We start from the raw sequence: 24,863 nt of genomic DNA, 5'->3' as shown, positions 1-24,863 counted from the left end.
GGGGAGGCAGGGCACCACCATGCGATCAGTTCGCATGCGGATCATCGCGGGCGTCGTCGTACTCGCGGCCGCCGGCGTGGGCGGCTGGCAATTGCTGCCGTCGGACAAGGCCAATGACAAGGCGATCGTGGTCGGCACCACCGACTCGATCACCTCACTCGACCCGGCAGGCGCGTACGACGCGGGCTCCTGGGCGCTGTACAGCAACGTCTTCCAGTCGCTGCTCACCTACGCCCCCGGAGGCGTCTCACCCGTCCCGGACGCGGCCAAGAGCTGCGGTTTCGTGGGCGGCGGGCTGACGACGTACCAGTGCGAGCTGCGCGGCGACCTGACGTTCCCCAGCGGGCGCAAGGTCACCGCCAAGGACGTGAAGTTCTCCTTCGACCGGATCAAGAAGATCAACTCGCCGGTCGGGCCCGCGTCGCTGCTGTCCACGCTGAAGTCGGTCGAGGCCGACGGCAGCATGGTCACGTTCAAGCTGTCGTCCGGCGACGCGACCTTCCCGTTCAAGGTCGCCACCGGCGTCGGCTCGATCGTCGACAGCACCAAGTACCCGGCCGACAAGCTGCGCACCGACAACGGTGTCGACGGAACGGGCCCGTACACGCTCAGCGCCTACACCAAGGGCAAGAAGGCCGACCTCGAGCCCAGCGGCCGCTACAAGGGCGCCGTGACCCCCGGCAAGGCCATCGAGCTGCGCCAGTACGCGGACCCCGACAAGCTGGAGGCCGCCTGGAAGGCCCGCGACATCTCCGTCGCCACCCGCCAGCTGCCGCCCAAGACGCTCTCGTCCCTCAACGCCAGCGACCCCGGCCAGCGGGTCAGCGAGGCCGACAGCTCCGAGACGCGCAACCTGTACTTCAACACCCGCGCGGGCTCGCCCCTGCACAACGCGAGCGTGCGCCGCGCCATCGCCTGGCTGATCGACCGCCAGACCCTGGCCAACACCGTCTACGACGGCACGGTCGACCCGCTGTACTCGCTGATCCCGACCGGCATCACCGGCCACACCACCTCCTACTTCGACGCCTACCCCAAGGTCAACGCCGAGAAGGCGCGCGCCCTGCTGAAGGCGGCCGGCGTCTCCACCCCGGTGACCTTCACCTACGGCTACGGCCAGGTCGGCGACACCGCCCAGGAGGAGGCCCAGGAGCTCAAGCGGCAGCTGGAGTCCACCGGCCTGTTCAAGGTGAACGTCAAGGGCTACGAGTGGTCCGACTTCCAGAAGCAGTGGGCCACCGGCAAGCTCGACGCGTACGCCGTCGGCTGGGTCGCCGACTTCCCCGACGCCGACAACTTCGCCGGCCCGCTCATCGGCACCGACGCCACCATGAACACCGGCTACAGCAACAAGGCCGTCGACGACCTCATCAAGGACAGCCAGCAGTACGCCGACCGCAGCCGCGTCGCCGACGACTTCCGCCGCGTCCAGGAGGCCGTCGCCGAGGACTCCCCGGTGATCCCCCTGTGGCAGCGCAAGGACTACGTCGTCACCACCCAGGACGTCGGCGGCGGCCAGTACCTCAACGACGGCAACGGCGTCTTCCGCCTGTGGAGCCTGGACTGGATCTAGCCGGTCCCGGTCAGTTGTCCGGCCGGTTCCGATCAGTTCCGGTCGGAGCTGGTCGGATCGCGTCAAGGCGGTCCCATCGCGGGCATGACCTGCGGTGGGACCGGGCAGTCACCCCACGCCGGTCCTTTTCGGCGGCAGGCGGGCGACGGCAGGCGGGCGCGGGACCGAGGAGCCGATGTGCTGAGACGCAACTCCTTCCGGCTGCCCCGGCACCCGGCGTCCGTGGGGCTCGCCCGGCACCGGGTCCGCGACCACCTCACCGCCTGGGGCCACCCCCCGGACGCCCCCGCCCTGCGCGACGCCCTCCTGGTCGTCTCCGAGCTGGCCACCAACGCGGTGCGCCACGGCCCCGCCCAGGAGCGCGAGTTCGAGATCGCCGTGACCGCGCTGGCCGACGGCTCCTGTCTGCTGGAGGTGTCCGACGAGAACCACCAGGAGCCCCGCCTGCGGCTCGTCGGCGACAGCGCCGAGCACGGCAGGGGCCTGCGGCTCGTGGACCATCTGACGGCCGCCTGGGGCGTCTGGAGCAGGGGGCGGCACGGCAAGACCGTATGGGCACTGATCCCGCCGGACGGGCGGTGCTGAGGAGGCGTCAACGCAACGGGCCCCGTCAGCCTTCAGAAGACGCCGCCCCGGCCCGTCACCCTTCAGAAGACGCCGCCCCCGGCCCCGTCACCCTTCAGAAGACGCCAGCCCCTGCGGACCCGGCAGCATCCTTGTCATCCCCGGCAAGAACTCCGTGAACAGCTCATGCACCTCCCGCAGCAGCGGCCGCAGCACCCGGAAGCGGGCCAGCGAGACTCCGCGCGCGGCCAGCCTCGCCCCGCGCTCGGCCAGCAGATAGCTGCGCTCCCGCCCCGCCGAGCGGTCGAAGATCCAGTACAGGGCGAGCCCCATCTGCGCCAGCCACATCAACTCCGGCAGCAGATCCCGCAGTTCCTCAGGGACCTTCGTCCTCGCCGCGCCCGCCAGGATCTCCCGGTGCACCCCGATCGCCTCCGCGCGGGCCTCCGCCGACTCCGGCGAGAAGGGGCTGAGGGGGCTGTCGGGATCGGCCGCGCTCTTGAAGAACTGCACCGCGAACTCGTGGTAGGGCGCGGCCACGTCCAGCCAGATCCGCAGCACCCCGGCCAGCCGCTCCTCGAAGTCACCGTCCGAGTCGAGCAACGGGCGGATCGCCGCGCGGTGTTCGGCGGCGAGCCGGTCGTAGAACCCCTGGACGAGGTGTTCCTTGCCCTCGAAGTAGTAGTAGGCGTTGCCGACCGAGACACCGGCCTCCTGCGCGATGGCCCGCATCGTCGTCTTGTCGTACCCCCGCTCCCGGAACAGCCGCATGGCCGTCTCCAGGATGAGCGCACGGGTCAGCTCGGCCTTGCTGGTCGTACCGGCCCCGCCGGGGCCGTCGTTCTTCGCGGACACGGACGGAGCCTAACCAGCCGCGTCCGCCCAGGTCACCGCCGCCCCAGCTCCGGGCGTTTGCTGTAGTCCGTGAACCCGATGACGTTGCCCCAGGGGTCGGCCGCCTCGACCGTCCACCCGGTGGCCGTGGAGAACGGCTCGTCGACGGCCGCGATCCCCGCCTCCCCGAGCCGCAGCGCGGCGGCGCGCGCGTCCGGGACCTCGATCCACACCCGGGGACAGGCCCAGGGAGCGGCCCGGCGCGGCAGCGCCGCCTCCAGCTGGAGCAGCAGCCCCGGGGTCTCGCTGCCCACCTTCAGCAACACGATCCCGGCCTCGTCGAACCGGAACCCGACCGCGAACCCGGCCCGTTCGTAGAACGCCACCGCCTCCCCGAGATCCCCCACGGGCAACAGCACGTTGTCGAACCCGAGCAGCTCGTACGACTCGTCATCTGACATGCCGTCACCATAGGCACATAACCGCCTGGATCGGGTCATTTTCAAGGGCGTCGCCTCGCGGCGCGCACGTCCGGCAAGATGGACCGCACATCAGACAGTCGGAAGAACCCCGGGGGAGCATTCACCGTGACCGAACAGCCTCAGCAGCCCCAGCAGCCACCGCCCGGGTACGGCTACCCCGGCGCCGCTCCCGGGCCGTACGGGCCGCCTCCCGGGGCGTACCAGCAGCCGGGCCCCGGATACCCGCCGCCGGGCCCCGGGGGGCCGGGAGCGCCCGGTTATCCGCCGCCCCCGGGCTACGCCTACCCGCCGCCGCCCGGCACCTACACCGGCGACCCGTACGCCCCCTACGGCTTCGACCCCTACGGCCGCCCGTACTCCGAGAAGTCGAAGATCGTCGCCGGCATCCTCCAGCTCTTCCTCGGCACCTTCGGCGTCGGCCGCTTCTACATCGGGCACGTCGGCCTGGGCCTCGCCCAGCTGTTCACCTGCGGCGGCTTCGGGATCTGGGCGCTGATCGACGGGATCATCCTGCTGACCGGCAGCACCACCACCGACTCCGACGGGCGGGTCCTGCGCAGTGGCTGACCGCCACCCGCTCCGCCACCCGGCGGCGGCCCCCCTCGCGGTGCTCGCCGCCGGCGCGGCCGGCGCCGCCTACCTCTACGGCACCGACCCGCACCAGCCCGGCCACCTGCTCCCCCAGTGCCCCTTCCGCGCCCTCACCGGCCTGCTCTGCCCGGCCTGCGGCGGCACCCGCATGGTGTACGACCTCATGCACGGCCGCCCGGCCGAGGCCTGGCTCGACAACCGCGCCCTCCTCCTCGCCGCCCCCTTCGCCCTCGCCGTCCTCGGCCGCTGGATGTGGGAGGGGATACGTCACCGCAGGCGCTGGCGGCCGGAGTTGAGCCCGCGCGCCCAGGCCGCCGTCCTCGGCCTCGCCGTCGCCTGGACCGTCGTACGCAACACCGTCTGAGCGCCCTGCCGCTCATCTGGCCGGAAATCGATCACAGAACAACCAGGGAACAACCACGAAGCCCCCACTCCCGAGTTCTCCCGGGGGCGGGGGCCTGCTGGTGGAGCGCTGACGTGCGTCGGCTGCGGTCAGCGTCCGTCCGATGGGCGTCCGGCCGGTCTCAGCAGCCGCCCACGCGGCTCGTGGCCAGCGCGATGTCGTCCATCCGTACGTCGTACGACGCCGGCGAGGGGTTGCCCTGGTACAGCTGCCAGCCCAGCTTCAGCTTGTCGAAGGAGGGGAAGGCGAAGTCGTCGGACGTGCCGCCGTGGTTCTTCGTGGAGACCGTCAGCGCGGACCGCTCGGCTCCGTCGAAGTACACGGTCACCTTGTTGTCGTCCGCGTCGAGGTGGAATTCCACGCAACTCCACTTCCCCGCCGTCGCAGGGGCCGAGGTCCGCCAGTTCGTCCAGTCACCCGTCACTCCCAGGTCGGAGCCCACGCCCCAGAAATTGCCGTTGTCGGTAGGTGCGTACTGACCGCCGAGCGGCCGGACCAAGGTGGGGGAGTCCGGGCCGGAGGCTTCGGCGAGGGTCCAGTGCGCCCAGTCGGGAGCGGTCGGGAAGGCGTCGACCTTCACCCGCAGCCGCGCCCAAAGACTGTTGCCGGGAAGGGACTTGAGCGGGAACGACAGGAACGCCTTGCCGTTGCCCTCGGTGTGCAGCAGAACTTCCCTGCCGGGACGTCCTGTTGTGCTCGGTACGACGGTCAGGGTGCCGTTCGACGTCTCCGCCGTCCAGCCCTTGCCCGCGGAGACCGGGCCCAACGGGAGCCGGTCGAAGGTCTCTTGGGCCACCGCGGGAGAAGCGGAGGCGGTGGTGGGGGGAAGTGCGAGGAGGAGGGCGGCTGTCGCCAGAGCGCCCGTCAACGCGCGTCTCAGAAGTGCCATGGCCCTGAGTTTGTCTTGAACTCTCAAGTAAATCAACGAGTCTTCAAGCCAAGATCATCACACAACTGACCCCGTTCCTCCACGAGTTGACGGGAAGAACGGGGTCGGATGCCGAGGAAGGCAGGGGATCAGAAGCGCCGCGTGATGAGCGCGCGCTTCACCTCCTGGATCGCCTTCGTGACCTCGATACCGCGCGGACAGGCGTCCGTGCAGTTGAACGTCGTCCGGCAACGCCACACGCCGTCACGGTCGTTGAGGATCTCCAGCCGCTGCTCGCCGGCCTCGTCGCGCGAGTCGAAGATGAAGCGGTGGGCGTTGACGATGGCCGCCGGGCCGAAGTACTGCCCGTCGTTCCAGAACACCGGGCAGGACGACGTGCACGCCGCGCACAGGATGCACTTGGTGGTGTCGTCGAACCGCTCGCGGTCCTCGGCCGACTGGAGGCGCTCACGCGTCGGCTCGTTGGTGTCCTTCGTGATCAGGAAGGGCATCACGTCCCGGTACGCCTGGAAGAACGGGTCCATGTCGACGACCAGGTCCTTCAGGACCGTCAGGCCCTTGATGGGCTCGACCGTGATCGGCTTCTCGGGGTTGATGTCCTTGATCAGCGTCTTGCACGCCAGGCGGTTCTTGCCGTTGATCCGCATCGCGTCGGAGCCGCAGATGCCGTGCGCGCAGGAACGCCGGAACGTCAGCGTGCCGTCCAGGTCCCACTTGATCTTGTGGAGGCCGTCGAGGACGCGCTCCTTCGGGTCGATCTCCAGCTGGAAGTCTTCCCAGACCGCCTCCGCCGAGACCTCGGAGTTGAAGCGGCGGACGCGGAACGTGACCGTGATGTACGGGGAGTCGGCGAAACCGGGCTCGGGGGCCGCGTCCGCCTTGTCCAGAACGGGAGTTGCCATCAGTACTTACGCTCCATCGGCTGGTAGCGGGTCTGGACGACCGGCTTGTAGTCGAGACGAATCGAGTCCGTGCCGTCGTCGCCCACCTCGCGGTACGCCATGGTGTGGCGCATGAAGTTGACGTCGTCGCGGTTGGGGTAGTCCTCGCGGTAGTGACCGCCGCGCGACTCCTTGCGGGCCAGCGCCGACACCGCCATGACCTCGGCCAGGTCGAGCAGGTTGCCCAGCTCGATCGCCTCCAGCAGATCGGTGTTGAACCGCTTGCCCTTGTCCTGCACCGAGACGTTCCGGTACCGCTCGCGCAGCTCGGCGATCTTCTCGACGGCCGTCTTGATCGTCTGCTCGGTGCGGAAGACCATGACGTTCGCGTCCATGGTCTCCTGGAGCTCCTTGCGCAGCGTCGCCACCCGCTCGGTGCCCGTCGACGCGCGCAGCCGCTCGACCTGGTCGACGACCAACCGCGCCGGGTCCTCCGGCAGTTCGACGAAGTCCGCCGTCTGCGCGTACGCGGCGGCGGCGAGGCCGGCGCGGCGCCCGAAGACGTTGATGTCGAGGAGGCTGTTGGTGCCGAGCCGGTTGGCGCCGTGCACGGAGACACAGGCGACCTCGCCGGCCGCGTACAGACCCGGAACCACGGTGGTGTTGTCGATGAGGACCTCACCCTCGACGTTCGTCGGGATGCCGCCCATCGCGTAGTGCGCGGTGGGCTGGATCGGGATCGGGTCCGTGTACGGCTCGATGCCCAGGTAGGTGCGCGCGAACTCGGTGATGTCCGGGAGCTTCGCGTCCAGCTGCTCCGGCGGGAGGTGGGTGAGGTCGAGGTAGACGTGGTCGCCCTCGGGACCGCAGCCGCGGCCCTCACGGATCTCCGTGTAGATCGAGCGGGACACGACGTCACGCGACGCCAGGTCCTTCATCACCGGCGCGTACTTCTCCATGAAGCGCTCGCCGTCCTTGTTGCGCAGGATGCCGCCCTCACCGCGGGCGCCCTCCGTCAGCAGGATGCCCATGCGCCAGATGCCGGTCGGGTGGAACTGGAAGAACTCCATGTCCTCCAGCGGCAGCCCGCGCCGGTAGCAGGCGGCCTGCCCGTCACCGGTCAGCGTGTGCGCGTTCGACGTCACCTTGAAGAACTTGCCGGTACCGCCGGAGGCGTAGATCACGGCCTTCGCCTGGAAGACGTGGATCTCACCGGTCGCCAGCTCGTACGCGACGACACCGGCCGACTTCTTGACCCCGTCGACCTCGGTGATCAGCTGGTCCAGGACGTAGAACTCGTTGAAGAACTCCACGCCCTCCTTCACGCAGTTCTGGTACAGCGTCTGGAGGATCATGTGACCGGTGCGGTCGGCCGCGTAGCAGGAGCGGCGCACCGGCGCCTCACCGTGGTTGCGGGAGTGCCCGCCGAAGCGGCGCTGGTCGATCGTCCCGTCGGGCGTCCGGTTGAACGGCAGGCCCATCTTCTCCAGGTCGAGGACCGCGTCGATGGCCTCCTTCGCCAGGATCTCGGCGGCGTCCTGGTCGACCAGGTAGTCACCGCCCTTGACCGTGTCGAAGGTGTGCCACTCCCAGTTGTCCTCCTCCACGTTGGCGAGCGCGGCGGCCATACCGCCCTGCGCGGCGCCCGTGTGGGAGCGGGTCGGGTAGAGCTTGGTCAGCACGGCGGTGCGGCTGCGCTTCGTCGACTCGATGGCCGCGCGCATACCGGCGCCACCCGCGCCGACGATGACGGTGTCGTACTTGTGGATCTTCATGTTGGTCGCAGCCCCGTGCCTAGCGGATGTTCGGGTCGAAGGTGAAGATCACCAGCGTGCCCAGCAGGATCGTGAACACCGTGGCGGTGTAGAGCAGGCCCTTCAGCCACAGCCGGGTGTTCGGGCGCTCCGCGTAGTCGTTGATGACCGTGCGCAGGCCGTTCGCGCCGTGCAGCATCGCGAGCCACAGCATCAGCAGGTCCCAGACCTGCCAGAACGGGGACGCCCAGCGGCCCGCGACGAACGCGAAGCCGATCTTCGAGACACCGCCGTCCAGCACCAGCTGGATCAGCAGGTGGCCGAGGACCAGGACGACCAGCACGATGCCGGACAGCCGCATGAACAGCCACGCGACCATCTCGAAGTTGCCGCGCGTGGAGCGGGGCGTCTTCGTGGTGCGCTTGCGCGGGGCCTCGATCAGCGGGGCCGGGTGGTCGACGTCGTACAGCGAGCCGCCCTCGACGGGGCCGATGCCGGACGCGGGGGTTTCAGTGGTGGCCATCGGTGTCTCAGCTCCCGAAGAGTTCGCGGGCGGCGTGGCCGAGGACGGGGTAGATCGCGCCGATCATCAGCACGACCCACAGCCCGACGACCGTCCAGAGCATCTGCTTCTGGTAGCGCGGGCCCTTCGACCAGAAGTCGACGGCGATGACGCGCAGGCCGTTGAGCGCGTGGAACAGGATGGCGGCGACGAGGCCGTACTCCAGGCACGCGACGATCGGGGTCTTGTACGTGGCTACGACCTTGTCGTAGTCCTCGGGCGAGACACGGACGAGAGCGGTGTCCAGCACGTGAACGAACAGGAAGAAGAAGATGAGGACGCCGGTGACTCGGTGAGCCACCCAGGACCACATTCCTTCCCGGCCGCGGTACAGCGTTCCAGCCGGCACGGAAGTCCCTCCGGGAGCGGGGATTGGGGCCTGCCGGCTCTAGTGTCGGTCGGCCCGGCCGGGTACGGTCCACCGGCCCCCAGCATCGTAGCTACGCCGTGGGGTCAGGCTTACAGGGGGCCTACCTGTGTGATCAAAGTGGCACGCGTATGGGTGAGCGATGCGGCATCTGGGATGGGGTGTCCCGTTTAGATGCCGGGTGCGGCGCCGTTGTGGCTGGTCGCGCAGTTCCCCGCGCCCCTGAGTTGCTCTCCGAGCCGTTGCTTTGCCAATCCCCTTAGTTCGTCTGCCACTACCACCCACTCGTCCTCCCGATCGTTTGTCAATCGTGATCGGATTTCCTCCAGGACGCGGTCCAGGGTCTCCTGGGGCGGGGTGTCCGCCAGGCAGATGACGAAGGTGTGGCCGAACTTGGCCTCGTAGGCGGCTTGTGCCGCGCTCAGGGCCATGTGGGCTGCCGCGTAGCTCTCGGGAGGCAGGACCGGTGTGGGCTCGGCCGCCAGGGCCTCCGCCAGGTCCGCCCTGGTCAAGTCGTACGCGGCCTCTTCCGACGCCGCCAGCAGCGCGTCCAGCGTCGGGTACGGCCTGTGCTCCGCCACCCTCTGGGTCCAGATGCGGCTGTGCAGGCAAGACAGGAGAATGTGGTGTGCCTCTGTTGGCGGGGCTGTGTTGAACGCCGTCAACGGGGGGTGCGTAGAAGTCGTCGGAGAGGATTGTTCTGGCAGGGCCGGTATGGCCAGGCGGTGCGCGGACAGCTTCGGTCCTCGTGTCACGAGTGTGATGTGGCAAGGGGTGCGGATGTGGCGTCACCGTATCCAGAGCGGTCGTGGCCTGTACGACAGTTGCCCGAATTTCACTCAAACGGGAGAGTTTTGAAACATGCGGTGGACAAAGGCGGTCGACGGCCGGGATCTGGGTTGACGGCGTGAGCGGGCACAGGAGGAGAGGCAGGCGTCGTAAGCCGCGCGGTAACCGGCGGGGTGTCGTGGTCGGCGGGGTTTTCCTGGCGACCGTGGGGCTCGGGACGGGGGTGGGGGTCTGGGCCTCCTCCGGCTCCGGGTCCGGTTCCGCCGCCTCCCGTTCGGAGCAGGCGTCCTCCCTCACCGCCTCCTCCCGGCCGCCCGCCTCCTCGTACCCCCTGTCCACCGCGCCCCGCACCATCCCCGCCGTCCTCTCGCACACCGCCGCGCGCGGGCCGGGGTGGAAGCCGGCCGCCAAATCCCGGGTGGTCGTGGGGAGCGCCTCGCTCGCCGCCGAGGGGCGGCTGATAGCCGGGGAGCTGGGGATGGCGTACGCCGGGCAGGCCGCCGACCAGAAGGACGGGGATCTGCGTCTGGAGACGGGCGGGAGCGGGGGCGCGGAGTCGTACACCATGACCGTCGCGGCGGGGCGGGTCGTCATATCGGCGCCTTCCGGCGCCGGGGTGTTCTACGGGACGCGCACGCTGAAGCAGGAGGTCCGCGGGGGCGGGAGCGCGCCCGAGGGGGTGGTGAAGGACCGGCCCGCCAAGGCGGTGCGCGGGTTCATGCTCGACATCGCGCGCAAGAACTTCTCCGCCGGGTGGATCGAGGACCGGATACGTGAGCTGGGGGATCTGAAGTTCAACGAGCTGGGGCTGCACTTCTCGGACGACCAGGGGTTCCGGATCGCCTCCGACACCCACCCCGAGGTGGTGTCCAAGGAGCATCTGACCAAGGCGCAGGTCAAGCAGATCGTCGAGCTGGCCGCCGCCCGGCACATCGACGTCGTCCCCGAGATCGACTCGCCCGGACACCTCGGCGCGGTCATCGCCGCCCACCCCGACCTCCAACTGCGCAACGCCCAGGGCGTCGCGACCAAGGGCGCCATCGACATCTCCAAGAGCGCGTCCGCGACGATCGTCGACGAACTGCTGGGCGAGTACGTCGAGTTGTTCCCCGGCAGGTCCTGGCACCTGGGCGGCGACGAGTACCAGGCGCTGACCGTCGCCGACCCCGCCGCCTCCTACCCCCAGCTCGCCGCCGCCGCGCGGACCGCGTACGGCTCCGGCGCCGGCGTCTCCGACCTCGCGACCGGCTGGCTCAACGGCCGTGCGGACGTGGTGCGTTCACACGACCGGACGATGCGGGCCTGGAACGACGGGTTCTACAAGGGGAGCACCGTCCAGGCGGCCAAGGACCTCCAAGTCGCCTACTGGACCGGCAAGGAGCTGGGCGCGCGCAAGCCGGCCGAGTATCTGGCGGCGGGCCGCAAGGTCGTCAACTACAACGACGAGTACCTGTATTACGTCCTCGGCGAGCCGCAGACCTTCGTCTATCCGACGGGCCGGCGGATCTACGAGCAGTGGACCCCGAGGGTGCTGCGGGGGACGACGGCGGTGGATTCCTCGTACGACTCCCAGATCCTGGGCGGGGTGTTCGCGGTGTGGTGCGACCTGTCCGGGGCGCAGACGCAGGCGCAGGTCGCGGCGGGGGTGCGGATGCCGTTGCGGGCGGTGGCGCAGAAGCTGTGGGACGCGCGGACGCCGGGGATGGGGTGGGCGGAGTTCAAGGCGTTGGCGGCGAAGGTGAGTTGAGGTGGCCGGAAATCTTCGGCACCCGGTAACCCTGGCGTGTCGCCGCGCACCCCTGTTTGACTGGGCCGCTGTCGCTCGAACTGCGGGAGAGGGAGGCGGGGATGGGTCTGCTGGGGCTCATGGAGCGGGCCGACGAGTGGGAGTGCGCGGTCAGCGGGGTGGCTTGTTTGGAGCGGTGCGTGTCGCTCGCGGGCGGGGGTGACGAGGTGCTGCGGCCCCTGTGGGGCAACCTCTCGCCGGGCGCCGATCCGGACGAGTGGGGCGCGCTCGTGGAGTCCGTGCGCGGGGAGTTCGGGCCCGCCCCCGAGGACCCGGGCGCGCTGCTCGTACGGCAGCTCCTGGACGCGGCGCCGGACACGCGGACCGGGGCGGACGTACGGGTGTGGGCCGACCGCTGCTCGCTCGGCGCGCTGCGGGTGCACCGGCTGCTCGACCCCTCGGCGCGCGACGACTCCGGCGATCCGCGCGGGGACGGCCTCGACGCGGGGCTGCCGCCGCTGGTCGCGGCGGAGCTGCGGCGGCAGGTGACCGTGCTGGAGGCGATCGCGGGGCACGCGGCGAGCGGGCTGCGGCGGGCGCTGGACGTGTCGGCGGAGGGGCGGAGGGTGGTGCAGGCGGTGGTGTCGCGGCGGGAGCGGGTGGCTTGATGGGCGGGGGCGCTTGAGGTTTCAGTGAGGGAACACAGGGCGCATCTGTCGGCGGCCAAGGCAAAATCCCCGTAATAAGAGACGCCGCCGTTCCCAACGGCTCGGGCGCGGGGTCAGCATGGAAAGCGACCTCGGGACCGTCCCCGACTCGGGAGGCCGGCATGGCCGACAGTCGTCGATGGTGGGCGCTGGTCGTCATAGCGCTCGCCCAGCTGATGGTCGTACTGGACATGACCATCGTCAACATCGCTCTCCCCTCCGCCCAGACCGCGCTGCACATGTCGGACGGCAACCGGCAGTGGGTCATCACCGCCTACACCCTCGCCTTCGGCGGCCTGCTGCTGCTCGGCGGGCGGGTCGGCGATCTCGTCGGACGCCGTACGACGTTCATGACGGGCCTGCTGGGGTTCGCCGGGGCGTCCGCGCTGGGCGGGGCGGCCGTCAGTTCCGGGATGCTGTTCGGGGCGCGGGCGCTTCAGGGCGTCTTCGCGGCGCTGCTCGCGCCGGCCGCCCTCGCGCTGCTCAACACGACGTTCACCGACCCCCGGGAGCGCGGCCGGGCGTTCGGGGTGTTCGGCGCGATCGTCGGCGCCGGGTCCGCGATCGGGATGCTCGCGGGGGGCTTCCTCACGGAGTACCTGGACTGGCGCTGGTGCCTGTACGTCAACGTGCCGATCGCGCTGGTCGCCTTCGCGGCGGCGATGCCGCTGCTGCCGTCCGGCGGCCGGCACCCGCAGGCCCGCCTCGACGTGCCGGGCGCGCTGCTCGGCTCCGGCGGCATGCTGGCCCTCGTCTACGGCTTCTCCGAGGCCCAGCCCCGGGGCTGGGGCGACGGGCTGGTGCTGACGATGCTCGCGCTGGGCGTCGTCCTGCTCGGGGTCTTCGGGGTGTGGCAGACGCGGGCGCGGGTGCCGCTGCTGCCGATGCGGATCGTGCGGGACCGGCAGCGGGTGGGGGCGTTCCTGACCGTGCTGCTCGTCACGATCGGCATGTTCGGGGTGTTCCTGTTCCTCACCTACTACCTGCAAGGGGTGCTGGGCTGGTCGCCGGTGCGGACCGGGGTGTCGTACCTGCCGATCACCGTCGGCATGATCATCGGGTCCACGCAGATCGCGGCGCGGCTGCTGCACCGGGCGGCGCCGCGCGCGGTCATCGTCCCCGGGCTGCTGGTCGCGGCCGGCGGGCTCGTCCTCATCGCCCAGGTCGGCGTCGAGCAGGCCTACGCCTCGCACATCCTGCCCGGCCTGTTCCTCCTCGGCCTCGGCATGGGCTCCGCCTTCATGACGTCCCTGTCCCTGGCCACCGGCGGGGTCGCCCCCAGCGACTCCGGCGCGGCCTCCGCGACCTTCAACACCGCCCAGCAGGTGGGGGGTTCGATCGGGACGGCGCTGCTGAACACGATCGCCGCGAGCGTCACGAGCCATTACCTCGCCGCGCACGCCGCCGCCGCTGCGGCGGACCGGGGGGCGCTGGTCGCGAAGGCGAGCGTGCACGGCTTCAACGTCGCCACCTGGTGGGCGCTCGGGGCGCTGCTGCTGGCCGCGCTGGTCGCGGGGACGGTGATCGACGCCCGGCGGGCGGCGGTGCTGGGGGCGGTCGGGGAGGGGGAGAAGGTGGAGTCGGGTGTTGTGGGGTGATCTGGGCAACTCGCCTGCGCGCGGCCCGTGTTGATGTGACCCGTCGCACACTCCCATGGCGTGATGAATTCCGTCCGTCGTCCGCTGGGATCAGTGAGGGCCGCGTTGCGGACGGCGGCCGGCGCGGTCCCACGGGGGTGGATCGCGGCGGCCGTCACCCTTGTGACACCGGCAGCTACGGGGGCTGGTTTTGCCGCAGCAAGGAGGGCTTCCGCCGCGTCTGGACGAGGAGTTGGGCGCCGCCGTGGCGCGGGCCCAGGAGGGCGACGAGGTGGCGTTCGCCGTGGTCTACCGGATCGTGCAGCCCGGACTGCTCGGGTATCTCCGCGGGATCGTCGGGGACGAGGCCGAGGACGTCGCCTCCGACGCCTGGCTGGAGATCGCCCGCGACCTCGGACGCTTCCGCGGCGACGGCGCCGGCTTCCGGGGCTGGTCGGCGACGATCGCCCGCAACCGCGCCCTCGACCAGCTGCGCCGGGCCAAGTCCCGTCCCACGCACGGGGGTTCACTGGAAGCCGTCGAACCGGCCGCCCCCTACGACACCTACGACCAGGCGGTGGAGGCCATGTCCACCGACCGCGCCCTCGCGCTCGTACGGCGGCTGCCGCCGGATCAGGCGGAAGCGGTGCTGCTGCGGGTCGTCGTCGGGCTCGACGGGCCCGCGGCGGCGCGGGTGCTCGGGAAGCGGGCCGGGGCCGTGCGGTCCGCCGCGCATCGTGGACTCAGGCGGCTGGCGCGGGAGTTGGGGATCGATGGATGAGGGTGTGCGGGGGGTCGAGGGGTTGCTCGCGGAGGCGTTGGGGGTGCCTGAATCCGCTTCCGGTGCTGAATCCGGCGTCTGCTGTGAGGGGGAGTTGCGGGCGCTTGAGGCGTTCCGGGCGGCCCGGGACTCCGGTGCGCTGCGGGCGCCTACGCGTGCGGGGGACGACTGGCGGCCGGGGGCGTCGTAGACATGTGCATGTGGGCCGTCCGGGCGGGCGGCTGGCCGGGTGTCAGGCCGGGTGTCCGGGCGGGTGTCAGGCCGGTGTCAGGCCGGTGTCCGGCTGGGTGTCAGGCCGGGTGTCCGGCTGGGGAAAAGGCGACGACCGAGGCCGCCACCCCCCACAGGAGAGGCCCCGGTCGTCGCACGTACGGGTCGCGCGGCGGCCCGTATCTAGTACAGCGCCGGGCGGTCTGTTTCTGTCACAGCGGGCGGTGTCACAGATCGGTCGCATGGCGGACGCGCGTGGACGGGGAGCGGTTTCAGGTCGTAACGTGCCTTTCGCGCCGGACCGCGCGGCGGCTGGACCACCGCCGGACCAGGCCCGCGACCGGGCCCCGCGGGGACGACCGGCCGCAAGCCACTGATCTTGGAGACCGGGTACTGGGGTGCTGGGGGACGACGCGGAGCTGACCGCCGCGGTGCGCGCCGCGCGGGGCGGGGACGAGGACGCGTTCCGCGCCGTGTACCGCGCTGTGCATCCGCGGCTGCTCGGATACGTCCGCACACTGGTCGGGGACGCCGACGCGGAGGACGTGACCTCGGAGGCGTGGCTTCAGATCGCGCGGGATCTGGAGCGGTTCGAGGGGGACGCGGACCGGTTCCGGGGGTGGGCGGCCCGGATCGCGCGCAACCGTTCTCTCGATCACATCCGGATGCGGGGGCGGCGGCCCGCCATCGGGGGCGACGAGACCGAACTGACCGGCCGCGCCGCCGCCTCGGACACCGCCGGCGAGGCGATGGAGGCGCTCGCCACCGGACGTACGCTCTCTCTCATCGCGCGGCTGCCGCAGGATCAGGCCGAGGCGGTTGTGCTGCGGGTCGTGGTCGGGCTTGATGCGAAGACCGCGGCGGAGACGTTGGGGAAGCGGCCGGGGGCGGTGCGGACTGCTGCGCATCGGGGGTTGAAGAAGTTGGCGGAGTTGATCGGGGAGGATCCTGAGGGGGTTGGGATGAGTGTGGGCGTGGGGGAGGGGGCTGGGGTGGGTTCTGGAGTGGATTCTGGAGTGGGGTCCGGTCGGGCTGGGGTGGGTTCTGGAGTGGGTGGCGGGGTCGGGGGTGCGGGAGAGGGCTGTGCTGTTGCCGGGGTGGGTTCTGGAGTGGGCGGAAAGGAGGCTGGGGTGGCTGGAGCGGGTGCTGGTGGGGGTGGGGTGGAGGCTGAGGTGGGCGGAGCGGACGCTGGAGTGGTCGGGGTGGGTGCCGGTGGGGGTGGGGTGGATCGGGTGGATTCCGGTGTTGAGGGAGTGGGCTGTGCCGCTGCCGGGGTGGGGGCTGAGGTGGATCGGGTGGATTCCGGGGCGCTCGACGGGCTGCCTACCCAGGCGGGGCCGCGGGGCGAGGGGGCTGCGGGCTCGGGTGTGACGCATGCGTGCGTGCGGACGCAGAAGGACATGTGATGGCCGACGAGCAGTACAGGTGGCTGGACCGTGACATGGCGGAACGTCTGCTGAACGGGGAGTCGCCCGATGCGGTCGGCCTTGCGGCCGAGGAGCGTGAGCGGGTGCTGCGGCTTGCTCGGGTGTTGTCGGCGATGGTGCCGGGGGGTGTGGGGGCTGAGGGGGAGGAGTTGGCGGGGGAGGCGTCTGCGGTGGCCGCGTTTCGGAAGGGGCGGGAGGCTCGGGGGGTTGTGGGGGAGGGGGCGGCTTTGGGGGCGTTCCGTGCTGCTCAAGAGGTGCGGGGGGCTGCCGGGGAGCTGGCGGGTGAGGCTGCGGCTCTGGGGGCGTTCCGTGCGGCTCGGGGGGTGCCGCTTCCGGCTGAAGTTGCGCCAGGGGAGCGGGAGTTGGCGGGGGAGGCTGCTGCCTTGGGTGCGTTTCGTGTGGCTTCGGGCGTGCCGGGTTCGGCTGAAGTCCCGGCGGGGGAGGGCGCTGTTTTGGGGGCGCCGGGTTCTGCTGAAGTGGTGCCTGGCGATGGGGAGTCGGGTTCGGTGGGCAGTGCGGTGGCGGGTGACGCCGTTGCCCCGGGGGCTTCCAGTACGGGGCTCGGTGTGCCGCTTCCCGCTGAAGTTGCGCCGGGGGAGCGGGAGTTGGCGGGGGAGGCTGCGGCTCTGGGGGCGTTTCGTGCGGCTCGCGGGGTGTCGCTTCCGGCTGAAGTTCCGTCCGGTGAACGGGCGTTGGCTCCCGGTGACGTCGGTGATGCCGGGCTCGTACAGATCGGTGTGCCCAGTGTCGTCTCCGGTGCTCGCCTTGCGACGGCCGCTGCCGGTCGGCGTAGGTCCAGATCCAGAACTGTCCGGTTCGCGCTTGCCGCTGTTGTTGCTGTCGGGATGGCCGGGGGTGTCGCCTTTTCCGCCGGGGTGTTCTCCGGGGGGAACGGGGCTCCTGTGCCGGGGGCGAGTGTGTCCGCCGATGTGACTCCGACGCCTGAGGAGGGGCTGGCGCCGGCCGTGCCCTCGCCGTCCGGGGACGGGCAGGGGCGGGGTGGGGTCGGGGGCACCGGGGGTGTCGGGGAGGGGTCCGGGGATGCTTCCGTGCCCGGTTCCGGGGTGGACGGAGGGGCCGGGGTGGCCGGGAGTGCGGGGGACGGTGGGCAGGACGTCGCGGGCGGAGCGTTCTCCGCGTGCCGTCAGCTGGCCCAGGGGCGGGTGCTGGACGCGGATCTTCAGCGGGCGCTGGAGGGGGTTGCCGGGGGAGCGGGGAAGGTCGGCGCGTACTGCGCCGAGGTGCTCAAGGGGGGCGCCGGGGGGAAGGGCGACGGTGCGGGGACGCCGGGCAAGGGGGGCGGGAAGGGCGGCAACGGCTGGGGTTCCGGGGGGAGTTGGGGCGGAAACTCGGGCGGGTCCGGCGGGGGGTCCAACGGGTCCGGCGGGTCCTCCGGCGGAGGGCGCGGCGATCAGGAGGGGTGGAAGGGCGGCCAGCAGGGCGGGGGGTCCGGCGGGGGCGGCGGCAATGGGAGCGGGGGCGGCGCGGACAAGGGGTCCTGGGGCGGCGGCCAGGGCAGCGGGTCCGGCTCCGGCGGGTCTGGCTCCGGCTCCGGCGGGTCCGGTGGAGGGCAGGGATCCGGCGGCGGGAACGGCGGCGGGTCCGGGGGCCAGGGGCAACGTACGCAGCAGGTGGCTGAGACCCCTCTCACGGCGAAGTAGCTGCGGCACGCACCTCCTCTGACCTGCCCCCTCCCCCCTCCCCCACCCAGGTGTGACATTTTCGGGAAGCCGTACGCAGTAACAAGTGAGCCGACTGGTCATCGGCCCTCGCACAGAGCCGGGGTTCCCCCCGTACCTACGGCTCCGTGCACCCGGCGCGGGTGGGACACGTTCCCCCGGTCCCGCCCGCGCCGCATCCCCACCCCCCCCACGCGAGCCGCACGAGCCGCGCCAGCCCAGCGAACGGCGTCAGCCCTGCCAGCCGCGCAGCTCTGTCAGCAGCCGCAGCCCCTGCGAGCCACCGGGCCCCGTCCGCCGCAGCAACCCAGCAAGCCGCGCCAGCCGTACGAGCCGCCCAGCCCTGCCAGCCGCGCAGCTCTGTAAGCCGCACCAGCCCAGCGAGCCGCCCGGCCCTGTCAGCCGCGCTGGCCCCGTCAGCCGCAGCAACCCAGCGAGCCGCGCCAGCCGTACGAGCCGCCCAACCCTGCCCACCGCACCAGCCGTACAAGCCGCCCAACCCAGCCCCCCGCACCCACCCCCAATCCCGCGACCCCCCCCCACCCCCCCCATGACAAACTCACCCCATGTTCGGAGTCATAGACCTCCCCACCTACCTGACCGGCCTCATCCTGATCGTCCTCCTGCCCGGACCCAACTCCCTGTACGTCCTCTCGGTCGCCGCCCGCCGAGGGATACGCGCCGGGTACACGGCCGCCGCCGGCGTCTGGTGTGGTGACACGTTGCTGATGACCCTCTCCGCAGCCGGCGTAGCCTCCCTGCTTCAGGGCAACGCGGTGCTGTTCGGGATCGTGAAATACGCGGGCGCCGGATATCTGAGCTGGCTCGCGATCGGGATGCTGCGCGCGGCGTGGGGGATGTGGAGGTCGCGGCGCGAGGACGCTGCGGTGCAGAGTGCCGCCGAAGGGCCCGCCGAGGAACGGCCCTTCCGGCGGGCCTTCGTCGTCAGCCTCTTCAACCCCAAGGCGATCCTGTTCTTCGTCGCCTTCTTCGTCCAGTTCGTGGACCGGGCCTACGCCTACCCGGCGCTCTCCTTCGTCGTCCTGGGCACCTTCGCCCAGCTCGCCAGCTTCCTCTACCTCAGCGCCCTCATCTTCAGCGGCACAAAGCTCGCGGCAGCCTTCCGCCGCCGCAAACGCCTTGCCGCAGGCGCGACTTCGGCCGCCGGCGCCCTGTTCCTCGGCTTCGCCCTGAAACTCTCCCTGGCGAGCGCCGCCTAGCGACACGACCCCGCGAGCACCGCCCAGACACTCAGCGGTACGACACCCGCGAGCACCGCCAGCGACACGACCCCCCGAGCGCCGCCCAGTCACCTAGCGATACGACACCCCCTGCACCACCCCAACCTGCCCCACCCCCACCCGCTCCACATACCCCGCCATCCCCACCCGCTCCCCCGTCCCCGCCCACCCCACATACCCATCAGGCCGCACAAGGAACACCCCCTCCTCCAGCACGAGTTCAGTCCACCCAGGCCCCTGGATCAGCTCCATCACCCGCACCCCACCCACCTCCATCTCCGGCACCCGATCCCCGGCCCGCAGCCCCTCTTCCCCCGCCCGCGTCTCCTCACTCAGCGTCGACTCCCGGTAATTCACCCCGAGTTGCCGAGTGGACCCCCCACGCCGCGCCCCACCCCGATGGATCGCCGTCGAAAGCTCCAGCATCCGCGCCGCGTTGGCCCGCCGCTCCTCCTCATACGTGTCCAGCAGAGAATCCGTGGCCGCCCCCGCCAGCACAGCCCCCAGCTTCCAGCCGAGGTTATAGGCGTCCTGGACACTGGTGTTGAGGCCCTGCCCACCGGCCGGTGAGTGGACGTGGGCCGCGTCCCCGGCCAGGAACACCCGGCCCACCCGGAACCGCTCCGCGAGCCCCGTGCGCGGCCGGAAGACCGACGACCAGGACAGCGCCGTGACGTCCGAGGCGCTCAAATGCGTACGCTCCGCGACGAGTTCGCCCACTCGCTCCAGCGTGACCTCCGCCTCGTCGTACGACGTGACCAGCTGGAACTCCTCCGTCCCGGCCAGCGGGCAGAGCGCGAGGAAGCCGGGGCGCCAGCCCTCGAACTGGAAGAAGTGCCAGTGGGAGCGGGAGAGTTCGGGGACGTGGACGTCGGCGACCAGGACCGGGTCCGGGGTCAGGGCCTCGCCGCCGTTCATGGCGACGCCCAGGGCGCGGCGTACGGTCGAGCGGCCCCCGTCGGCGGCGACGGCGTACTGCGCGCGGATCGTCGTACCGTCCGTGAAGCCCACCTCTACGTAAGAGTCCTGCGTCAGCGTCGCCGCCTCCTTGCCGAACAGCACTCGCCCGCCCAGGGCCAGCAGGCGGTCGTAGAGGATCTTCTGGGTCCGCCACTGCGGGACCATCCAGGGGAGGGTGAAGCGGGAGGCCTCCTCGGCGGGGCCGGACGGGTCGAACATCGTGCCCGTGCCCAGCTGGCGGCCGTTCTCCCAGGTCATGGTCGGGGGGTACTCGGCGCCGGCCGCGAGGATCTCGTCCAGGACGCCCAGGTCCTCGAAGACCTCCATCGTCCGGGGCTGGAGGCCCTTGCCCCGGGAGCCGGGGGAGAGGGCCGGGCCGCGTTCGACGACCAGCGCCGGTACGCCGCGCCGGGCCAGGTCGATGGCGAGGGTCAGGCCGGTGGGGCCGGCCCCGATGATCAGTACGTCCGTGTGCATGGCTGCCTCCAGAGAGTCCTTAACGGCGTTAAGTGCCGCTCCCTATGAGGGTGCACTTAACAGCGTTAAGGTGTCAAGCTGTCTGCCGTGACCACCGAACGCCGCGCCCCCCTCGACCGCACCCGCGTCGCGGAGACCGCCCTGGACCTCCTGAACGACACGGGCCTGGACGGGCTCACCCTGCGCCTCATCGCCAAGGAGCTGGACGTCAAGGCGCCCGCGCTGTACTGGCACTTCAAGGACAAGCAGGAGCTGCTCGACGAGATGGCGACGGTCATGTACCGGCGCATGGAGGCCGGCCTCACCATCGACCCCGCCGAGAGCTGGCAGGACCGGCTGCGCCTGCGCAACCTCGCCCTGCGCACCGCCCTGCTCGCCCACCGCGACGGCGCCCGCGTCTTCAGCGGCACCCGCTTCACCGGCACCGGGCACGCCCCGATGATGGAGGAGAACCTCCGCCTCTTCACCGCGGCTGGCTTCACCCTCCCCCAGGCCGTCCGGGCGTACACCACCTCGTACGTCTACACGATCGGCTTCGTCGTCGAGGAACAGGGCGTCCAGCCGCTGCCGGGCGAGCGCCGCGAGGGCTACGACATCGAGGAACGCGCCCGCCGCGTCGCCGACTTCCCGCTCGCGGCGGCGGCGGGCGCCGAGATGTTCACCGACTACGACGCCCACTTCCTGGAGGGGCTCGAACTGGTCATCGCGGGGGTGGCGGCGCGGTACGGGGTCGCCTAGACCGGGCGAAAAAGAAGGGGCGCGCCCCCGGAAGAGGCGCGCCCCGCTCAAGACCTTCCCTAACTCAACGCCTTCCGCAGCCTCGGCGTCACCCGCTCCTCGACCCCCTTGTTGATCACCCACGCCAGCCCCAGCATCCCCACGACGGTCAGCGCGAACGTCCCGTACGCCGGCACCCCCAGCCGCCGGTGCAGCACCTCCACCACGACCCATCCCAGATGCTCGTGCACCAGGTAGAACGGATACGTCAGCGCCCCCGCGACCGTCAGCCACCGCCAGTTGGCCCACCGCAGCCAGCCCAGCGCGATCGCGAGGACGGCGAGGTAGCCGAGCGCGACGACGAGGATGATGCCGGCCGAGGTGCGGTGCGCGAACGCGTGCGGATCGCCCACGTTCTCCAGGGACTTCACCGCGTAGTGCTGCCCGATGAGGAAGCTGACGCCGACGATGCCCCACGCGTAGGAGTCCCGCCGGTCGCGGTGCAGCAGGTACAGGCCCATGCCGCCGATGAAGAACGGCGCGTACTCGGGCATCAGCGTGATCTCCAGCAGCGGCATCCTCGCGCCCTGCGCGATCGCCGCCGCCAGCGCCCAGCAGGAGCTGAACAGGATGACCCGGCGCCGGGTCACCCCGGGCAGGACGACGCACAGCGCGAACAGCGCGTAGAAGCGGATCTCCGCCCACAGCGTCCAGTCGACGCCCAGCACCCGGTCCACGCCGAGCGGCTGTTGCAGCAGGGTCATGTTGACCAGCGCGTCGCTCACCGACACCGGCTTGTACGCCACCGCGGGCAGCGCGAACACGGCCGTCACCAGGAACACCGCGACCCAGTACGCCGGCATCAGCCGGGCCGTGCGGGAGGCGAAGAACGCGCGCAGCGGGCGGCCCCAGCCGCTCATGCAGATCACGAAACCGCTGATCACGAAGAAGATCTGGACGCCGAGGCAGCCGTACGCGAACGGCGTGTGCAGGGACGGGAACAGCTTCGCGGCGGACGTCCCCCACGCCTTCGAGATGTCGCCGCCGCGGCCCCCGTAGTGGTAGCAGGCGACCATCAGCGCGGCGACCAGCCGCAGCCCGTCGAGGGCGCGCAGCCGGCCGCCGGCCCGCTGCTTCCCCGGCGGCGGCCGCACGCCCGCGGGCCGTTCCGTCTGCGCCGTGGGCGCGACCGTCTCGGTCACACCGTCACCCCATCCCCTTTATGGTTCCGTGACCTTTTGTTTATGTCCGGGAAAATCGGTCTCTTTGGTACTGCTTTACCGAACCGGTCCGCCGCCGGGAAAACGGTCAGCGCTGTACGGCTTTCTTCAGCGCCCGCGCCCGCCGCACCATCCGGCGGGCCGTCGAATTGTGCGGGAGGAATGCCAGCCGCGCCGGGATACCGCCCGGAAGACCGAGCGCGGTGAGCCTGCGCCGCCGGAAATACCGCTGCGTACGCGAGGTCAGGTTGCCCCTCAGGTATTCCTCCGCCGCGCCCCTGAGCTGCGGATAGATCTGCGCCTGCATGACGAATCCGAGCGTCGGCAGCAGCTCGGCCACCGCGACGGCCGTGTCCTTGCCCTCCAGGTCGGGCAGCAGCGCGTCCGCGAGGACCACCGGGACCCGGTTGCTGTTCTGGTACGGGATCAGCCGCTCCAGGAGCAGATCGGTGCCGACCCGGGCCACGGGGACGCCGTAGAACTCCTTCGCCGTGAACAGCGCCGTCGAGAAGCAGCCGACGACCAGTGCCGGATGTGCGGTCGCGAACAGTGCCTCGGCGAGTACGGGGGTGTCGAGGACGGTGAGTTCGACGTCCAGCTCCGCCGCCTCGGCCTGGAGCGCGGTGCCGTAGCTCGCGGGGGCGGAGGGGTGCGGTTTGAAGACGACCGAGCGGTGGCCCTTGGCGGCGGCGCCGCGCAGCATCCGGACGTGGAGGCGCTCCTCCTCGTCCGGGGTCAGGATCTCCAGCGCCGAGAGGTACTGGCCGAGCAGCAGCGCCGAGTCGGGCGGCAGGGTCGGCAACTCCTCGTCGGTGTCCGCGACTTCGGCCAGCACCTTCAGGAACGCGGCCGTGGGGACCGTCTCCGCCGGGACGCCGAACTCGGTGAGCAGGACCGGCTTCAGGCCCGGCACGAGGTCGAGGTGCAGGAGGCGGCGCACCCGGGTGCCGGTCAGCGGGTCGATCTTGTTGCGGGTCGGGCCGTAGCTCATCAGGCCGTCCGCGTACACCTCGACGGGCGCGCCCGTGAAGACGGAGGCGATCGCCTGGGCCGGGTTGACCTGGATGGACTCCAGGGCGATCTCGACCCGGTCGTCGCCGAGGTCCCACAGCAGCCTGAAGTACCGCTCGAACAAAGGGGTGTCGTCGGGGCGCGGGGCCCAAGTGCCCGGGTGGAAGGGGCTGATGGCGTCGTTCCAGGAGACGACGCCGTCGAACCGGCCGCGCAGCGGCGCGAAGCCCGGCATGTCGTCCAGGGCCGTCGCCGTCTCGGGGATCGCCGCGTTGTTGCAGACCACCAGCAGCCGGCGGTCGGCGGGCCCGAAGGCGCCCGCGTCCAGCGCGGCGGCAAGTGTCGCCACCCCGTACAGAGTTGAGGCGCAGAAGAGCTGGGTCGTGCGGGACATCAGGCTGCCGCCTCCGGGTTCTTCGCGGTGAGCCGGCGGCGCAACCGCCTGATTTTCGCCGAGCGTTGGAGGTCCATCGTGTCCAGGACGTCCGTCAGCAGGTCCTGCGGCATCCGCTGGATCGCGGCGGCGCTCATCGCGCGCAGCTGCCGGGCCACCGCGGGCTCGAACTTCTCGGTCTCCGACAGGTGGTGGGCGATGATCGCGCAGTACGTGCGCACCGCCTTCGGCAGCAGCTGATCGGCGTCCGGGTCCTGCCCGGTCTCCGCTATGACCTGGTCGAAGGCGCGGATGAAGTCGAGCTGGCGGACATCGCCGATCTGGGTGAGCGAGGAGGCCACGCCCCGGCGGTAGAACACGCCGTGCAGATTAAGGACCGCAAACGATTCCGCTTCGCGGTGCAGCTTCCAGATCCAGGGCCGGTCCTCGGCGGTGCGCAGCCCGTGCGTGAAGTGCAGCAGCCCCTTGTCGACCAGCCGGCGGTGGTAGGCGCCGGCCCACGCGTACGGGTAGTCCACCGACGTGGAGCGGTCCGCCGGCAGGATCGAGTCGCGCGGGTTCAGCACCACGTTCCGCAGCCCGTGCGGGTGGCGGAAGAGGCTGCGGGCGCGGGCCGTCGTCTGGACGTGGTCGACCCGGACGAAATCGCAGCCCAGCGCCTCCAGCGAGTCCACCAGCTGGGCCAGATAGCCGGGCGCCAGCCAGTCGTCGCCGTCCAGGAAGGTCAGGTACTCGCCCTTCGCGGCGTCCAGACCGGTGTTGCGCGCGGTGGCGAGACCGCCGTTCTCCTCGTGGCGGATCACCTGGACGTCGGCGACCTTCGAGAGACTTGTCGCGGCGCGTTCGAGAATCGCGGGAGTCTCGTCCTTCGATTTGTCGTCGACCAGGACGAACTCGAAGTCGTCACGCGCGTTCCTATGAAGGCTTCGCAGCGTGTCCGGCGCGTATTGCCGCACGTTGTAGCAGGGCACGATCACGGAAAGCTTGGGCACCCGGATAACAGTAGGAGCTTGTCCGGCGGCAGTTCTTTCCGGTAGTTGACCAGGC

Annotated in this window: 23 protein-coding genes and 1 pseudogene; 12 read left to right on the top strand and 12 right to left on the bottom strand. The window is 71.0% G+C overall.

Going from position 1 to position 24,863, the window contains the following annotated elements; translation table 11 throughout:
- The first annotated feature begins 19 nt into the window (after positions 1-19).
- Both ACYUD3_RS15485 and ACYUD3_RS15480 read left to right on the top strand, forming a co-directional pair.
- On the top strand, positions 20-1,573 hold the full coding sequence (locus ACYUD3_RS15485) for an ABC transporter substrate-binding protein (RefSeq protein ID WP_470969497.1): 1,554 nt from the start codon (positions 20-22) through the stop codon (positions 1,571-1,573).
- A 177-nt stretch (positions 1,574-1,750) separates the two neighbouring features.
- Positions 1,751-2,158 (top strand): ATP-binding protein, encoded by a 408-nt coding sequence (locus ACYUD3_RS15480; RefSeq protein WP_470969496.1) that lies wholly within the window; start codon positions 1,751-1,753, stop codon positions 2,156-2,158.
- Between the two features lie 87 nt (positions 2,159-2,245).
- Here the strand turns inward: ACYUD3_RS15480 and ACYUD3_RS15475 are convergent, their stop codons facing one another.
- Both ACYUD3_RS15475 and ACYUD3_RS15470 read right to left on the bottom strand, forming a co-directional pair.
- The gene (locus ACYUD3_RS15475) at positions 2,246-2,992 is read right to left on the bottom strand and encodes a TetR family transcriptional regulator (protein ID WP_470969493.1); all 747 of its coding nucleotides are present in this window, start codon (positions 2,990-2,992) and stop codon (positions 2,246-2,248) included.
- 32 nt (positions 2,993-3,024) lie between these two features.
- Positions 3,025-3,432, bottom strand: coding sequence for a VOC family protein (locus ACYUD3_RS15470; RefSeq protein WP_470969490.1), 408 nt, complete (start codon positions 3,430-3,432; stop codon positions 3,025-3,027).
- Between the two features lie 126 nt (positions 3,433-3,558).
- Between ACYUD3_RS15470 and ACYUD3_RS15465 the strand changes: the two genes are divergently transcribed.
- Positions 3,559-4,020 carry a TM2 domain-containing protein gene (locus tag ACYUD3_RS15465; RefSeq protein ID WP_470969486.1) on the top strand — a complete coding sequence of 154 codons (462 nt, stop codon included), beginning with the start codon at positions 3,559-3,561 and terminating at the stop codon, positions 4,018-4,020.
- Positions 4,013-4,408, top strand: coding sequence for a DUF2752 domain-containing protein (locus tag ACYUD3_RS15460; RefSeq protein WP_470969482.1), 396 nt, complete (start codon positions 4,013-4,015; stop codon positions 4,406-4,408). The genes ACYUD3_RS15465 and ACYUD3_RS15460 overlap by 8 nt, the downstream gene beginning before the upstream one ends.
- Positions 4,409-4,568: 160 nt before the next feature.
- On the opposite strand, the gene ACYUD3_RS15455 is transcribed toward ACYUD3_RS15460, so the two are convergent.
- The 6 genes from ACYUD3_RS15455 to ACYUD3_RS15430 form a co-directional block, all read right to left on the bottom strand.
- Positions 4,569-5,336 (bottom strand): hypothetical protein, encoded by a 768-nt coding sequence (locus tag ACYUD3_RS15455; protein ID WP_470969480.1) that lies wholly within the window; start codon positions 5,334-5,336, stop codon positions 4,569-4,571.
- A 128-nt stretch (positions 5,337-5,464) separates the two neighbouring features.
- The gene (locus ACYUD3_RS15450) at positions 5,465-6,238 is read right to left on the bottom strand and encodes a succinate dehydrogenase iron-sulfur subunit (RefSeq protein ID WP_470969476.1); all 774 of its coding nucleotides are present in this window, start codon (positions 6,236-6,238) and stop codon (positions 5,465-5,467) included.
- A complete protein-coding gene (gene sdhA / locus ACYUD3_RS15445) occupies positions 6,238-7,992 on the bottom strand; it encodes a succinate dehydrogenase flavoprotein subunit (protein ID WP_470969472.1) in 1,755 nt (584 codons plus the stop codon). The genes ACYUD3_RS15450 and sdhA overlap by 1 nt, the downstream gene beginning before the upstream one ends.
- 19 nt (positions 7,993-8,011) lie before the next feature.
- Entirely contained in the window at positions 8,012-8,494 is a 483-nt protein-coding gene (locus ACYUD3_RS15440; RefSeq protein WP_470969469.1) for a succinate dehydrogenase hydrophobic membrane anchor subunit, read from the bottom strand.
- Between the two features lie 7 nt (positions 8,495-8,501).
- The gene (gene sdhC / locus ACYUD3_RS15435) at positions 8,502-8,882 is read right to left on the bottom strand and encodes a succinate dehydrogenase, cytochrome b556 subunit (protein WP_010351863.1); all 381 of its coding nucleotides are present in this window, start codon (positions 8,880-8,882) and stop codon (positions 8,502-8,504) included.
- Between the two features lie 188 nt (positions 8,883-9,070).
- Positions 9,071-9,655, bottom strand: a complete 585-nt coding sequence (locus ACYUD3_RS15430) for a 2-oxo-4-hydroxy-4-carboxy-5-ureidoimidazoline decarboxylase (protein WP_470969465.1) — start codon at positions 9,653-9,655, stop codon at positions 9,071-9,073.
- A 230-nt stretch (positions 9,656-9,885) separates the two neighbouring features.
- On the opposite strand from ACYUD3_RS15430, the gene ACYUD3_RS15425 reads away from it, so the two are divergent.
- The 7 genes and pseudogenes from ACYUD3_RS15425 (at position 9,886) to leuE (ending at position 19,016) form a co-directional block, all read left to right on the top strand.
- On the top strand, positions 9,886-11,436 hold the full coding sequence (locus ACYUD3_RS15425) for a beta-N-acetylhexosaminidase (RefSeq protein ID WP_470969816.1): 1,551 nt from the start codon (positions 9,886-9,888) through the stop codon (positions 11,434-11,436).
- Positions 11,437-11,537: 101 nt separating this feature from the next.
- Positions 11,538-12,083 (top strand): hypothetical protein, encoded by a 546-nt coding sequence (locus ACYUD3_RS15420; protein WP_470969462.1) that lies wholly within the window; start codon positions 11,538-11,540, stop codon positions 12,081-12,083.
- Positions 12,084-12,244: 161 nt separating this feature from the next.
- Positions 12,245-13,720 carry a DHA2 family efflux MFS transporter permease subunit gene (locus ACYUD3_RS15415; protein WP_470969459.1) on the top strand — a complete coding sequence of 492 codons (1,476 nt, stop codon included), beginning with the start codon at positions 12,245-12,247 and terminating at the stop codon, positions 13,718-13,720.
- 190 nt (positions 13,721-13,910) lie between these two features.
- Positions 13,911-14,480 (top strand): RNA polymerase sigma factor, encoded by a 570-nt coding sequence (locus tag ACYUD3_RS15410; RefSeq protein WP_470969456.1) that lies wholly within the window; start codon positions 13,911-13,913, stop codon positions 14,478-14,480.
- Positions 14,473-14,670: a hypothetical protein gene (locus ACYUD3_RS15405; protein WP_470969454.1), complete on the top strand. Its 198-nt coding sequence runs from the start codon at positions 14,473-14,475 to the stop codon at positions 14,668-14,670. Before ACYUD3_RS15410 ends, ACYUD3_RS15405 begins: the two co-directional genes overlap by 8 nt.
- 418 nt (positions 14,671-15,088) lie before the next feature.
- Positions 15,089-15,637: pseudogene (locus ACYUD3_RS15400) on the top strand (RNA polymerase sigma factor); the annotation flags it as partial.
- Between the two features lie 2,725 nt (positions 15,638-18,362).
- Complete coding sequence (gene leuE / locus ACYUD3_RS15395) at positions 18,363-19,016, top strand: leucine efflux protein LeuE (RefSeq protein WP_470969451.1); 654 nt, start codon at positions 18,363-18,365, stop codon at positions 19,014-19,016.
- 93 nt (positions 19,017-19,109) lie between these two features.
- On the opposite strand, the gene ACYUD3_RS15390 is transcribed toward leuE, so the two are convergent.
- Positions 19,110-20,474 carry an FAD-dependent oxidoreductase gene (locus ACYUD3_RS15390; protein WP_470969448.1) on the bottom strand — a complete coding sequence of 455 codons (1,365 nt, stop codon included), beginning with the start codon at positions 20,472-20,474 and terminating at the stop codon, positions 19,110-19,112.
- A gap of 87 nt (positions 20,475-20,561) precedes the next feature.
- On the opposite strand from ACYUD3_RS15390, the gene ACYUD3_RS15385 reads away from it, so the two are divergent.
- A complete protein-coding gene (locus ACYUD3_RS15385) occupies positions 20,562-21,212 on the top strand; it encodes a TetR/AcrR family transcriptional regulator C-terminal domain-containing protein (RefSeq protein WP_470969445.1) in 651 nt (216 codons plus the stop codon).
- Between the two features lie 59 nt (positions 21,213-21,271).
- On the opposite strand, the gene ACYUD3_RS15380 is transcribed toward ACYUD3_RS15385, so the two are convergent.
- The 3 genes from ACYUD3_RS15380 to ACYUD3_RS15370 form a co-directional block, all read right to left on the bottom strand.
- Positions 21,272-22,393, bottom strand: coding sequence for an acyltransferase family protein (locus ACYUD3_RS15380; protein WP_470969442.1), 1,122 nt, complete (start codon positions 22,391-22,393; stop codon positions 21,272-21,274).
- Positions 22,394-22,499: 106 nt separating this feature from the next.
- Positions 22,500-23,816 (bottom strand): alpha-2,8-polysialyltransferase family protein, encoded by a 1,317-nt coding sequence (locus ACYUD3_RS15375; RefSeq protein ID WP_470969439.1) that lies wholly within the window; start codon positions 23,814-23,816, stop codon positions 22,500-22,502.
- Positions 23,816-24,808, bottom strand: coding sequence for a glycosyltransferase family 2 protein (locus ACYUD3_RS15370; RefSeq protein WP_470969436.1), 993 nt, complete (start codon positions 24,806-24,808; stop codon positions 23,816-23,818). The genes ACYUD3_RS15375 and ACYUD3_RS15370 overlap by 1 nt, the downstream gene beginning before the upstream one ends.
- Between the last annotated feature and the right edge of the window lie 55 nt (positions 24,809-24,863).

The organism is Streptomyces sp. AMJ-169 (genome assembly GCF_055597585.1).
Note: the sequence above shows the minus strand (reverse complement) of the source record. Positions and strands in the feature narration are given on the sequence as shown.

Coding starts and splice junctions, on each gene's coding strand:
- ACYUD3_RS15405 (WP_470969454.1), top strand. CDS start 14,473: ATGGATGAGGGTGTGCGGGGGGTCGAGGGGTTGCTCGCGGAGGCGTTG.
- ACYUD3_RS15470 (WP_470969490.1), bottom strand. CDS start 3,432: ATGTCAGATGACGAGTCGTACGAGCTGCTCGGGTTCGACAACGTGCTG.
- leuE (WP_470969451.1), top strand. CDS start 18,363: ATGTTCGGAGTCATAGACCTCCCCACCTACCTGACCGGCCTCATCCTG.
- ACYUD3_RS15450 (WP_470969476.1), bottom strand. CDS start 6,238: ATGGCAACTCCCGTTCTGGACAAGGCGGACGCGGCCCCCGAGCCCGGT.
- ACYUD3_RS15375 (WP_470969439.1), bottom strand. CDS start 23,816: ATGTCCCGCACGACCCAGCTCTTCTGCGCCTCAACTCTGTACGGGGTG.
- sdhA (WP_470969472.1), bottom strand. CDS start 7,992: ATGAAGATCCACAAGTACGACACCGTCATCGTCGGCGCGGGTGGCGCC.
- ACYUD3_RS15455 (WP_470969480.1), bottom strand. CDS start 5,336: ATGGCACTTCTGAGACGCGCGTTGACGGGCGCTCTGGCGACAGCCGCC.
- ACYUD3_RS15420 (WP_470969462.1), top strand. CDS start 11,538: ATGGGTCTGCTGGGGCTCATGGAGCGGGCCGACGAGTGGGAGTGCGCG.
- ACYUD3_RS15485 (WP_470969497.1), top strand. CDS start 20: ATGCGATCAGTTCGCATGCGGATCATCGCGGGCGTCGTCGTACTCGCG.
- ACYUD3_RS15390 (WP_470969448.1), bottom strand. CDS start 20,474: ATGCACACGGACGTACTGATCATCGGGGCCGGCCCCACCGGCCTGACC.
- ACYUD3_RS15415 (WP_470969459.1), top strand. CDS start 12,245: ATGGCCGACAGTCGTCGATGGTGGGCGCTGGTCGTCATAGCGCTCGCC.
- ACYUD3_RS15440 (WP_470969469.1), bottom strand. CDS start 8,494: ATGGCCACCACTGAAACCCCCGCGTCCGGCATCGGCCCCGTCGAGGGC.